The 12,283-nt window shown below is 55.9% G+C and carries 11 protein-coding genes; 10 read left to right on the top strand and 1 reads right to left on the bottom strand.

The features are described 5' to 3' along the window. Positions 1-9 precede the first annotated feature (9 nt). From AAEY27_RS15310 to nei, 5 genes are read left to right on the top strand one after another with little or no spacing between them, the layout of a single operon-like run. Positions 10-753, top strand: coding sequence for a type 2 GTP cyclohydrolase I (locus AAEY27_RS15310; RefSeq protein ID WP_342321542.1), 744 nt, complete (start codon positions 10-12; stop codon positions 751-753). Between the two features lie 11 nt (positions 754-764). Beyond that, positions 765-1,421, top strand: coding sequence for a 5-oxoprolinase subunit PxpB (pxpB, locus tag AAEY27_RS15305; RefSeq protein ID WP_342321541.1), 657 nt, complete (start codon positions 765-767; stop codon positions 1,419-1,421). Then, positions 1,415-2,347 carry a 5-oxoprolinase subunit PxpC gene (gene pxpC / locus AAEY27_RS15300; RefSeq protein ID WP_342321539.1) on the top strand — a complete coding sequence of 311 codons (933 nt, stop codon included), beginning with the start codon at positions 1,415-1,417 and terminating at the stop codon, positions 2,345-2,347. The genes pxpB and pxpC overlap by 7 nt, the downstream gene beginning before the upstream one ends. Beyond that, entirely contained in the window at positions 2,337-3,074 is a 738-nt protein-coding gene (gene pxpA, locus AAEY27_RS15295; protein WP_342321537.1) for a 5-oxoprolinase subunit PxpA, read from the top strand. The genes pxpC and pxpA overlap by 11 nt, the downstream gene beginning before the upstream one ends. A gap of 14 nt (positions 3,075-3,088) precedes the next feature. Beyond that, the gene (gene nei, locus AAEY27_RS15290) at positions 3,089-3,880 is read left to right on the top strand and encodes an endonuclease VIII (protein ID WP_342321536.1); all 792 of its coding nucleotides are present in this window, start codon (positions 3,089-3,091) and stop codon (positions 3,878-3,880) included. 66 nt (positions 3,881-3,946) lie between these two features. Here the strand turns inward: nei and AAEY27_RS15285 are convergent, their stop codons facing one another. Further along, entirely contained in the window at positions 3,947-5,233 is a 1,287-nt protein-coding gene (locus AAEY27_RS15285) for a citrate synthase (RefSeq protein WP_342321534.1), read from the bottom strand. 634 nt (positions 5,234-5,867) lie between these two features. Between AAEY27_RS15285 and sdhC the strand changes: the two genes are divergently transcribed. The 5 genes from sdhC to sucA all read left to right on the top strand — a co-directional run bounded on the left by sdhC (position 5,868) and on the right by sucA (position 12,282). After that, positions 5,868-6,272 carry a succinate dehydrogenase cytochrome b556 subunit gene (sdhC, locus tag AAEY27_RS15280; protein WP_342321533.1) on the top strand — a complete coding sequence of 135 codons (405 nt, stop codon included), beginning with the start codon at positions 5,868-5,870 and terminating at the stop codon, positions 6,270-6,272. Beyond that, the gene (gene sdhD / locus AAEY27_RS15275; protein WP_342321532.1) at positions 6,266-6,613 is read left to right on the top strand and encodes a succinate dehydrogenase membrane anchor subunit; all 348 of its coding nucleotides are present in this window, start codon (positions 6,266-6,268) and stop codon (positions 6,611-6,613) included. The genes sdhC and sdhD overlap by 7 nt, the downstream gene beginning before the upstream one ends. Continuing rightward, on the top strand, positions 6,613-8,379 hold the full coding sequence (gene sdhA / locus AAEY27_RS15270; protein WP_342321531.1) for a succinate dehydrogenase flavoprotein subunit: 1,767 nt from the start codon (positions 6,613-6,615) through the stop codon (positions 8,377-8,379). Before sdhD ends, sdhA begins: the two co-directional genes overlap by 1 nt. A 15-nt stretch (positions 8,380-8,394) precedes the next feature. Beyond that, complete coding sequence (gene sdhB, locus AAEY27_RS15265; protein ID WP_342321530.1) at positions 8,395-9,111, top strand: succinate dehydrogenase iron-sulfur subunit SdhB; 717 nt, start codon at positions 8,395-8,397, stop codon at positions 9,109-9,111. Between the two features lie 363 nt (positions 9,112-9,474). Beyond that, positions 9,475-12,282 carry a 2-oxoglutarate dehydrogenase E1 component gene (gene sucA, locus AAEY27_RS15260; RefSeq protein ID WP_342321529.1) on the top strand — a complete coding sequence of 936 codons (2,808 nt, stop codon included), beginning with the start codon at positions 9,475-9,477 and terminating at the stop codon, positions 12,280-12,282. Position 12,283 lies beyond the last annotated feature (1 nt).

Genomic DNA, 12,283 nt, shown 5'->3' with positions numbered 1-12,283 from the left:
GGAGTGACAATGAAAAATACCGAACTGGAAAAACTGATTAACGAAAAACTCAACAGTGCGGCGTTCAGCGACTATGGCCCGAACGGCCTGCAAGTTGAGGGGCGCGAAACGGTACAGAAAATTGTCACCGGCGTGACCGCCAGCCAGGCCTTGCTCGACGAAGCCGTGCGTTTGGAAGCCGATGCAGTGATTGTCCATCACGGTTATTTCTGGAAAAACGAAGCGCCGATTATTCGCGGCATGAAGCGTAACCGCCTGAAAACGCTTTTGGCGAACGACATTAACCTTTACGGCTATCACCTGCCGCTCGATGCGCACCCGGAACTGGGCAATAACGTGCAACTGGCGGCGTTGCTCGGCATTACGGTGATGGGCGAAATCGAAGCGTTGCTGCCGTGGGGCGAATTATCCATGCCGGTGCCGGGGCTGGAACTGGCCTCGTGGATTGAAGCGCGCCTTGGACGCAAACCGCTGTGGTGTGGCGACACCGGGCCTGAAAAAATCACCCGCGTGGCATGGTGCACCGGCGGCGGCCAGGGATTTATCGATAAAGCGGCCAGTTTTGGCGTCGATGCGTTTATCACCGGCGAAGTGTCGGAGCAGACCATTCACTCCGCGCGTGAACAAGGGCTGCATTTCTACTCCGCAGGCCACCATGCCACCGAGCGCGGCGGTATTCGCGCATTGAGCGACTGGCTCAATGAAAACACCGAACTCGACGTCACCTTTATCGACATTCCTAACCCGGCGTAAGGAGCAGGCAAGTGCAGCGAGCACGTTGTTATTTGTTAGGGGAAACGGCTGTGGTACTGGAGTTGGAGCCGCCCGTGCAACTGGCGACCCAAAAACGCATCTGGCGGCTGACGCAGCGTCTGGCCGGGTTCCCGGAGGTGGTGGAAGCCATTCCGGGCATGAATAACATCACCGTTGTGCTGCGCGATCCCGATTCGCTGGCGTTGGATGCCATCGAACGTTTGCAGCGCTGGTGGGAAGAGAGTGAAGCGCTGGAGCCGGAATCCCGCGCTATCGAGATCCCGGTGCTGTATGGCGGCGATGCCGGGCCGGATCTCGGGCTGGTGGCTGAACACTGCGCCATGAGCGAAAAGCAGGTGGTTGAGCTGCATGCCTCCATCGATTACGTGGTGTGGTTTATCGGTTTTCAGCCGGGCTTCCCGTACCTGGGCGGCATGCCGGAGGCGCTGGCGACTCCGCGGCGCGCCGAACCGCGCGTCAGTGTGCCCGCCGGTTCGGTGGGCATTGGCGGGGCACAAACGGGTATCTACCCACTGCAAACACCCGGCGGCTGGAACCTGATTGGCCGCACCGATCTGGCCCTGTTTAACCCCCGATTGCCCGAACCGGCACTGCTGCGCCCCGGCGACACGTTGCGGTTTATCCCGCGCAAGGAGGGCGTATGTTAAGCATTATCCGCGCGGGCATTTACACCACGTTGCAGGGCGGTAAACGCGGCGGGCTGCGCCAGTCCGGCGTCAGCTACTGCGGCGCGCTGGACGGCCCGGCACTGCAGATTGCCAACGCGCTGGTGGGCAATGCGCCCCAAGCGGCAGCGCTGGAAATTACCCTCGGCCAGTGTGAAGTGGTGTTCGGTCGCGATTGCTGGTTTGCGCTGACCGGCGCAGGTTGCGAGGCGAAATTAGACGACGAAGCGGTGTGGACCGGCTGGCGGTTCGCCGCGAGAGCCGGGCAACGGCTGGTGCTGAAAAGGCCGCTGCACGGTGTGCGTAGTTACCTGGCGGTGGCGGGTGGTTTTGCGCTGCCAGATGTGATGGGCTCGGGCAGTACCGATCTGAAAACCGGCATTGGCGGGCTGGAAGGGCGGCTATTGCGTGATGGCGATACGCTGCCGTTGAGCGAGAAAGCGCCGACTTTTCGTACCTCGCAGGGCGTCAAACAACTGCTGTGGAATAACCGAATTCGCGCGTTACCGGGGCCGGAATATCATGAATTCGATGACGCCTCGCAGGCGGCGTTCTGGCGTTTGCCGTGGCACATCAGCCCGCAAAGCAACCGGATGGGCTATCGCCTGCAAGGGCAGCCTTTGCTGCGTAATACCGCCCGCGAGCTGCTTTCCCACGGGCTGTTGCCGGGCGTTGTGCAAGTGCCCGCCAACGGTCAGCCGATTGTGTTGATGAATGATTGCCAAACCACCGGCGGTTACCCGCGCATTGCCTGCATTATCGAAGCCGATATGTACCATTTGGCGCAAATTCGCCTCGGGCAGCCGGTGCACTTTGTGCCGTGCTCGCTGGATGAAGCGCTGAAGGCGCGGCACGAACAACAGCACTACCTTGAACAACTGACCTGGCGGCTGCGGGATGAAGATTGATTTAAATGCCGATCTTGGCGAAGGCTGCGCGAACGATGCTGCTCTGATGAAATTTGTCACGTCGGTGAACATCGCTTGCGGTTTTCACGCGGGCGATGCCGCGACCATGTTGCGCAGCGTGGCGCTCGCGCTGGAACACGGTGTCGCCATTGGCGCACACCCCTCTTTTCGCGATCGGGAAAACTTCGGTCGTCAGAAAATGCATCTCCCGCCGGAAATTGTTTACGCCGATGTGCTGTATCAAATTGGCGCGCTGGCGGCGATGGTGCGCACCAAGGGCAGTACTTTGGCGCATGTGAAACCGCACGGCATGTTGTACAACCAGGCGGCAGATGACGTCGCGCTCGCCGACGCGATTGCCAAAGCAGTGCACGATTTCGACTCATCGTTGATTCTGGTAGGCCTAGCGGGCAGCGAATTGATTCGCGCCGGAGAGCGTTTCGATCTGAAAACGCGACAGGAAGTGTTTGCCGATCGCGGTTATCGGCACGATGGCCGCCTGGTGCCGCGCGGTGAGACGGGTGCGTTAATTGACGATGAAAAATTGGCGCTGGCGCAAACGCTGGAGATGGTGCAACACGGGCGAGTGAAAAGTGTGCGCGACGGGTATGCCCCTGTGCAGGCTGAAACGGTCTGTATCCACGGCGATGGTGAGAAGGCCGTGCTGTTTGCTGCTGAGCTATACGCAGCGCTCACTGCAAATGGCATCACGGTTACCGCCCGTTAAATAAGGAGTTTTTAATGCCGGAAGGCCCGGAGATCCGCCGCGCGGCGGACACGCTTGAAACCGCTATTCAGGGTAAACCGTTAACCGATGTTTGGTTTGCGCTACCGCAATTAACCGGCTTTGCCGCAGGTTTGGTTGGTCAGCATGTCGAACGTATTGAAACCCGAGGTAAAGCGCTGCTCACCCACTTTTCCGGCGGGTTGACGCTCTACAGCCACAATCAACTTTACGGCGTCTGGCGCGTGGTGGCGGCCGGTGAATCACCACAAACCAACCGCGTGCTGCGGGTGCGGCTGCAAGCCGCCGATAAGGCGATTTTGCTTTACAGCGCGTCAGACATCGCCATTCTCACCCCTGAACAACTGGCGCAGCACCCGTTTTTACAGCGCGTTGGGCCGGATGTTTTGGATATGGCGCTTACCGTGGAGCAGGTGAAAGCACGCCTGTTGTCGCCCCGTTTTCGCCGCCGTCAGTTCTCCGGGTTATTGCTCGATCAGGCGTTTCTCGCCGGGCTTGGCAACTATCTGCGTGTAGAGATCCTTTGGCAAAGCGGACTGGCAGGACAGCGCAATGCGTCGCAATTGACGGACACTCAACTCGATGTACTGGCTAATGCGTTATTGGCTATTCCGCGTTTGTCATACCAGACCCGTGGCGTGGTGGATGACAACAAACATCACGGCGCGTTGTTTCGTTTTAAGGTGTTTCATCGGGCAGGGGATATGTGCGAGCGTTGCGGCGGGGTGATTGAGAAAACGACCCTGTCGTCGCGGCCGTTTTATTGGTGTCCTGGGTGTCAACGTTGAGTTGCCGGATGGCGGCTACGCGAATTTGTAAGCCCGGTAAGCGAAGCGCCACCGGGCGTTAAGCCATCAATCCTTTTTCAGGTCTGACTTAAATTCACGTTTATCGTAGCCGGTATAAAGCTGACGCGGACGCGCAATCTTAATGCCGTCGTCGTGCATTTCGTTCCAGTGCGCAATCCAGCCCACGGTACGCGCCATCGCGAAGATAACGGTAAACATGGAAGCCGGAATACCCATCGCTTTCAGGATGATACCGGAATAGAAATCGACGTTCGGGTAAAGTTTGCGTTCGATGAAGTACGGGTCGTTGAGCGCAATGTGCTCCAACTCCATCGCCACTTCCAGCAGATCGTCTTTGGTGCCCAGTTCACGCAGCACTTCGTGGCACGTTTCACGCATCACGGTCGCGCGCGGGTCATAGTTCTTATAGACACGGTGACCGAAGCCCATCAGACGGAACGAATCGTTCTTGTCTTTGGCGCGACGCAGGAATTCCGGAATGTGTTTCACGGAGCTGATCTCTTCCAGCATCTTCAGTGCCGCTTCGTTGGCACCGCCGTGCGCGGGTCCCCACAGTGACGCGATCCCCGCGGCGATACAGGCAAACGGGTTCGCGCCTGAAGAACCTGCGGTACGGACTGTGGAGGTGGAGGCGTTCTGCTCATGATCCGCATGTAGGATCAGAATACGATCCATCGCGCGTTCCAGCACCGGGTTCACTTCATAAGGCTCGCAAGGCGTTGCGAACATCATATGCAGGAAGTTACCGGAGTAGGAGAGGTCATTACGCGGATAGATGAAAGGTTGGCCGAGCGAATATTTGTAACACATCGCCGCCACGGTCGGCATTTTGGACAGCAGGCGGAACGCAGCGATTTCGCGGTGGCGAGGGTTGTTCACGTCCAGCGAATCGTGGTAGAACGCCGCCAGCGCGCCGGTCACACCGCACAGCACTGCCATCGGGTGGGAATCGCGACGGAAGCCGTGGAACAAACGGGTAATCTGCTCGTGGATCATCGTGTGGCGAGTGACAGTCAGCTTGAACTCGTCAAACTGATCCTGCGTCGGTTTTTCGCCGTAAAGCAGGATGTAGCACACTTCCAGGTAGTTGGATTCAGTGGCCAGTTGGTCAATCGGGAAACCACGGTGCAACAAAATACCTTCGTCACCGTCGATAAAGGTGATTTTTGATTCGCATGATGCGGTAGAGGTGAAACCAGGATCAAAAGTAAACATTCCTTTTGAACCGAGACTACGGATATCAATCACGTCCTGACCGAGCGTGCCCTTTAGCACATCCAGTTCAATAGCAGTGTCACCATTGTAGGTGAGGTTTGCTTTCTTATCAGCCATTTACGGTCTCCTTAGCGCCTTATTGCTTAAGACCGCCAGCCGTCGAATTTGCCTTCATCTGTCGTCAATGTTAACGGTTTGTTATTTAGCTCGCTGCTCTGTTGAGAGGAGGTACCAGGGTACAGAGCGATAGGCGCGTGCAGATACACATTGAAAATACAGTGAAAAAACAGCAAATCAGCGTCTTAGCAGTCCGAATTTATCAAACCTGTATATCACTAATAACTGTCCTGATTAAATCGGTCAATACCATCAACTGTTACATAACTTATTCTCAGGTGAAAGCAAGACCCCATAACTTTTGCGAATTATAAGCTCTTTCTGGCGTTGTTTGTAACAATATTGTTTAAGTTTTGTCAAATCAGATGATTAAAATTTAAAAGAATGTTGTTATCGTGATGGGCGTCACTGTTCTGCATAAAACCCGACAAACTATATGTAGGTTAATTGTAATGATTTTGTGAACGACCTATACTGCCGCCAGGTCTCCGGAATACCCTGCAATCCCGAGCCACCCAGCGTTGTAACCTGTCGTTTAGCATCTGGAAGCTAATTTTTTGCATGACGAGCAGTTATAGAAAAGGACGCTGTCTGACCCGCACGCAGACCGGAGGAAGGAAACTATAAGAATAGCATGTGGGCGTTATTCATGATAAAAAATGTGAAAAAACAAAGACCTATCAACCTGGATCTAACAACAATCCGGTTTCCTGTTACGGCTATAGCTTCCATTCTCCACCGCGTTTCCGGCGTCATAACTTTTGTGGCGGTCGGCATTCTGTTGTGGTTACTGGGCTTGTCGCTGTCATCTGAAGAAGGCTTCCTGACCGCTTCTGCCATCATGAGCAGCTTTTTCGTTAAATTCATCCTGTGGGGCATCCTGACGGCGCTGGCTTATCACGCTGTGGGCGGCATTCGTCACATGATGATGGATTTTGGCTGGCTGGAAGAAACCTTCGAAGCAGGAAAACGTTCCGCTACGCTTTCTTTTGTGATCACTGTCGTGCTTTCAATTCTCGCAGGAGTCCTCGTATGGTAAGCAACGCCTCCGCATTAGGACGCAACGGCGTACATGATTTTATTCTGGTCCGTGCTACCGCTATTGTCCTGACGCTCTACATCATTTATATGGTCGGCTTTTTCGCTGTCACTGGCGATCTGACCTGGGCTGTCTGGACGGGTTTCTTCTCCTCCGCCTTTACGAAAGTCTTTACCCTGCTGGCGCTGTTTTCGATTTTGATCCATGCCTGGATTGGCATGTGGCAGGTATTGACCGACTACGTTAAGCAAGTGGCCTTGCGCCTGATTTTGCAACTGGCGATTGTCGTTGCGCTTGCGGTTTACGTGATTTATGGATTCGTTGTGGTGTGGGGTGTGTAATGAAACTGCCAGTCAGAGAATTTGATGCTGTTGTCATTGGCGCAGGTGGCGCAGGTATGCGCGCGGCGCTGCAAATTTCCCAGAGCGGGCAAACCTGTGCGCTGCTCTCTAAAGTTTTCCCAACCCGTTCCCACACTGTCTCTGCGCAGGGCGGTATTACCGTTGCGCTGGGCAATACCCATGAAGACAACTGGGAATGGCACATGTATGACACGGTAAAAGGTTCCGATTACATCGGTGACCAGGACGCCATTGAATATATGTGTAAAACCGGCCCGGAAGCGATTCTTGAGCTGGAACATATGGGCCTACCGTTCTCCCGTCTTGATGACGGTCGTATCTATCAGCGCCCGTTTGGCGGCCAGTCGAAAAACTTCGGCGGCGAGCAAGCGGCACGCACCGCAGCGGCGGCGGACCGTACTGGTCACGCATTGCTGCACACGCTTTATCAGCAAAATCTTAAAAACCACACGACTATTTTTTCCGAGTGGTATGCGCTGGATCTGGTGAAAAACCCGGATGGCGCGGTGGTCGGTTGTACGGCGCTGTGCATTGAAACCGGCGAAGTCGTCTACTTTAAAGCGCGCGCAACCGTGCTGGCGACCGGCGGTGCAGGGCGTATTTATCAGTCCACCACCAACGCGCATATCAACACCGGTGACGGCGTCGGTATGGCACTGCGTGCCGGTGTGCCGGTGCAGGATATGGAAATGTGGCAGTTCCACCCGACCGGCATCGCGGGCGCGGGGGTGCTGGTTACCGAAGGGTGTCGCGGTGAAGGCGGCTACCTGCTGAATAAACACGGCGAGCGCTTTATGGAGCGTTATGCGCCGAATGCGAAAGATCTGGCGGGACGCGACGTGGTTGCGCGCTCCATCATGATCGAAATCCGTGAAGGGCGCGGCTGCGAAGGCCCATGGGGACCGCACGCCAAGCTGAAACTCGATCACTTGGGTAAAGAGGTGCTGGAATCGCGCCTGCCGGGGATCCTTGAATTGTCGCGCACGTTTGCTCACGTCGATCCAGTGAAAGAGCCGATCCCGGTGATCCCGACTTGCCACTATATGATGGGCGGCATTCCGACCAAAGTGACCGGCCAGGCGCTGACGGTGAATGCGCAGGGCGAAGATGTGGTGATTCCTGGGCTGTTCGCGGTGGGCGAAATCGCCTGCGTATCGGTTCACGGCGCCAACCGTCTGGGCGGCAACTCATTGCTCGACCTGGTGGTGTTTGGCCGCGCGGCGGGCCTGCATTTGCAGGAATCCATTGCCGAACAAGGTGCGCTGCGTGATGCGAGCGAATCGGATGTTGAAGCCTCGCTGGAGCGTCTCAACCGCTGGAACAACAACCGCGACGGCGAAGATCCGGTCACCATTCGCAAAGCGCTGCAAGAGTGTATGCAGCATAACTTCTCGGTGTTCCGTGAAGGCGATGCGATGGCGAAAGGCCTTGAGCAACTGAAAGTGATTCGCGAACGCCTGAAAAATGCCCGTCTGGACGATACCTCCAGCGAGTTCAACACCCAGCGCGTTGAGTGCCTGGAGTTAGATAACCTGATGGAAACTGCCTACGCAACGGCGGTGTCTGCAAACTTCCGTACTGAGAGCCGTGGCGCGCATAGCCGCTTCGACTATCCGGATCGTGACGATGAAAACTGGTTGTGTCATTCCCTGTACCTGCCAGAAACGGAATCCATGACGCGTCGTAGCGTCAATATGGAACCGAAACTGCGTCCGGCGTTCCCGCCGAAGATTCGTACTTACTAATGCGGAGACAGGATAATGAAACTCGAATTCTCGATTTATCGCTATAACCCGGATGTTGATGACGCTCCGCGCATGCAGGATTACACGCTGGAAGCGGAAGAAGGGCGCGACATGATGCTGCTGGATGCCTTAATCCAGCTGAAAGAAACGGATTCTACACTGTCGTTTCGCCGCTCGTGTCGTGAAGGGGTGTGTGGTTCCGATGGTCTGAACATGAACGGCAAGAATGGGCTGGCGTGTATCACTCCGATTTCCGCGCTCGGCGATGGCAAGCAGAAGATTGTCATTCGTCCTCTGCCTGGCCTGCCGGTGATCAGAGATTTGGTAGTGGACATGGGACAATTCTATGCTCAATATGAGAAGATCAAACCTTACTTATTGAATAATGGGCAAAATCCGCCAGCAAGGGAGCATTTACAGGCACCCGAACAGCGCGAAAAACTCGACGGATTGTACGAATGTATTCTCTGCGCGTGCTGCTCGACATCTTGCCCATCGTTCTGGTGGAACCCAGAGAAGTTTATCGGCCCGGCTGGTCTGCTGGCGGCGTACCGCTTCCTGATCGACAGCCGCGATACCGAAACCGACAGCCGCCTCGAAGGGTTGAGCGATGCTTTCAGTGTATTCCGCTGCCATAGCATCATGAACTGCGTCAGTGTATGTCCTAAAGGGCTGAACCCGACGCGCGCTATCGGTCATATCAAGTCGATGTTGTTACAGCGCAGTGCCTAAGTAATCAGTGCCGGATGGCGCTGACGCTTATCCGGCCTACGGCGTTTGTAGGCCCGGTAAGCGAAGCGCCACCGGGCAATAAATGCAGGAAATCTTTAAAAACCGCCACCAACACATAATCGAAGTGTTTGGCGCGAGACAAGGCGGCAACTGAGCGCATCCCCAGGAGCATAGTGAACTTATGTGACTGGGGTAAGCGAAGGCAGCCAACGCAGTCGCAGCCCAAACAATGAAGATTAGGGCAGTTTTTAAAGGTTCCTTCGCGGGCCGCAGAGCTCGCAGTGAACCCTGGGACGTACGCTAATCGGCATACGTCGTAGTTATCCACGGCGAAATAAGCATAACAATGCTTAAGGGATCACGATGCAGAACGGCGCAATGAAAGCCTGGTTAGACTCTTCTTACCTCTCTGGGTCGAACCAGAGCTGGATAGAACAGCTCTATGAAGACTTCTTAACCGATCCTGACTCGGTAGATGCTAACTGGCGATCTATGTTCCAGCAGTTACCGGGCACCGGAGTCAAACCGGATCAATTCCATTCCAAAACGCGTGATTATTTCCGCCAGTTGGCGAAGGATGCTTCACGTTACTCTTCCTCGATTTCCGACCCTGACACCAACGTTAAGCAGGTTAAAGTCCTGCAATTAATCAACGCCTACCGCTTCCGTGGCCACCAGCATGCGAACCTCGATCCGCTGGGACTGTGGCAGCAGGAAAGGGTTGCCGATCTCGACCCCTCTTATCATGACCTGACCGAAGCGGACTTCCAGAACAGCTTCAATGTCGGTTCATTTGCTATCGGCAAAGACACCATGCCGCTGGGCGAACTGATTCACGCCCTGAAAGAGACCTACTGCGGGTCAATTGGTGCGGAATACATGCACATCACCAGCACCGAAGAGAAACGCTGGATCCAACAGCGCATCGAATCGGCGGCGGGTAAATCAAGCTTCAGCAGCGAAGAGAAAAAACGCTTCCTGAGCGAATTGACCGCAGCAGAAGGCCTGGAGCGTTACCTGGGCGCGAAATTCCCCGGCGCGAAACGCTTCTCGCTGGAAGGTGGCGACGCACTGGTCCCGATGCTCAAAGAGATGATCCGCCACGCGGGCAAAAGCGGCACCCGCGAAGTGGTGCTGGGTATGGCGCACCGTGGTCGTCTGAACGTGCTGATCAACGTGCTGGGTAAACAGTCGCAAGATCTGTTCGACGAGTTCGCCGGTAAACATAAAGAACACCTCGGCACTGGCGACGTGAAATACCATATGGGCTTCTCGTCCGACGTGGAAACCGAAGGCGGCCTGGTTCACCTGGCGCTGGCGTTTAACCCGTCGCACCTTGAAATCGTCAGCCCGGTGGTTATCGGTTCTGTGCGTGCGCGTCTGGATCGCCTGGATGAGCCGAGCAGCAACAAAGTGCTGCCGATCACCATTCACGGTGACGCCGCTGTCGCAGGCCAGGGCGTGGTACAAGAAACCCTGAACATGTCCAAAGCGCGCGGCTACGAAGTGGGTGGCACAGTGCGCATTGTGATTAACAACCAGGTCGGTTTCACCACCTCTAACCCGCTGGATGCCCGCTCGACGCCGTACTGTACCGATATCGGTAAGATGGTGCAGTCGCCGATTTTCCACGTGAACGCCGATGATCCAGAAGCGGTCGCCTTTGTAACCCGCGTCGCGCTCGACTTCCGTAACACTTTCAAACGCGATGTTTTCATCGACCTGGTATGCTACCGCCGTCATGGCCACAACGAAGCCGACGAGCCAAGCGCAACCCAGCCGTTGATGTACCAGAAAATCAAAAAGCACCCGACGCCGCGTAAAATTTACGCCGACCGTCTGGAGCAGGACAAAACCATCACCCTCGAAGACGCCACCGAAATGGTGAACGTCTATCGCGATGCGCTGGACGCGGGTGAATGCGTGGTTGCCGAATGGCGCCCAATGAACATGCACTCTTTCACCTGGTCGCCGTACCTCAACCACGAATGGGATGAGAGCTACCCGAACAAGGTTGAGATGAAGCGCCTGCAAGAGCTGGCGAAACGCATCAGTACGGTGCCGGACGAGATTGAAATGCAGTCTCGTGTGGCGAAAATCTACGGCGACCGCCAATTGATGGCGAGCGGCGAGAAGCTGTTCGACTGGGGCGGCGCGGAAACGCTGGCTTACGCCACGCTGGTGGATGAAGGCATTGCCGTGCGTCTTTCCGGTGAAGACTCCGGGCGCGGCACCTTCTTCCATCGTCACGCGGTGGTGCACAACCAGGCGAACGGTTCAACTTATACGCCGCTGGCGCATGTTCATAACTCGCAGGGTCAGTTCCGCGTGTGGGACTCCGTCCTTTCTGAAGAAGCGGTGCTGGCGTTTGAATACGGTTATGCCACCGCCGAACCGCGCACGCTGACCATCTGGGAAGCGCAGTTTGGTGATTTCGCCAACGGCGCGCAGGTGGTTATCGACCAGTTCATCAGTTCCGGCGAGCAAAAATGGGGACGTATGTGTGGCCTGGTAATGTTGTTGCCGCACGGTTACGAAGGGCAGGGACCGGAGCACTCCTCCGCGCGTCTGGAACGCTACCTGCAACTTTGTGCGGAACAGAACATGCAAGTCTGTGTTCCGTCCACCCCGGCGCAGGTTTACCACATGCTGCGTCGCCAGGCGCTGCGCGGTATGCGCCGCCCGCTGGTAGTGATGTCGCCGAAGTCTCTGCTGCGTCATCCGCAGGCGGTGTCAACGCTGGACGAACTGGCGAACGGCACCTTTATGCCAGCGATTGGTGAAGTGGATGATCTTGATCCGCAAGGCGTTAAGCGCGTTGTGATGTGTTCTGGTAAGGTTTATTACGACTTGCTCGAGCAGCGTCGTAAAAACGACCAGAAAGATGTCGCTATCGTGCGTATCGAGCAGCTTTACCCGTTCCCGCACCAGTCGGTGCAGGAAGCGCTGAAACCTTATGCTCACGTACATGATTTTGTCTGGTGCCAGGAAGAGCCGCTTAACCAGGGCGCGTGGTACTGCAGCCAGCATCATTTCCGTGATGTGATTCCGTTTGGGGCCGGTCTGCGTTATGCAGGTCGCCCGGCCTCCGCCTCTCCGGCGGTGGGATATCTCTCCGTTCACCAGAAACAGCAACAAGATCTGGTAAATGACGCGCTGAACGTCGATTAAT

Origin of the sequence: Kosakonia sp. BYX6, from assembly GCF_038449125.1 — a bacterium.
GTDB lineage: Bacteria > Pseudomonadota > Gammaproteobacteria > Enterobacterales > Enterobacteriaceae > Kosakonia > Kosakonia calanthes.
Note: the sequence above shows the minus strand (reverse complement) of the source record. Positions and strands in the feature narration are given on the sequence as shown.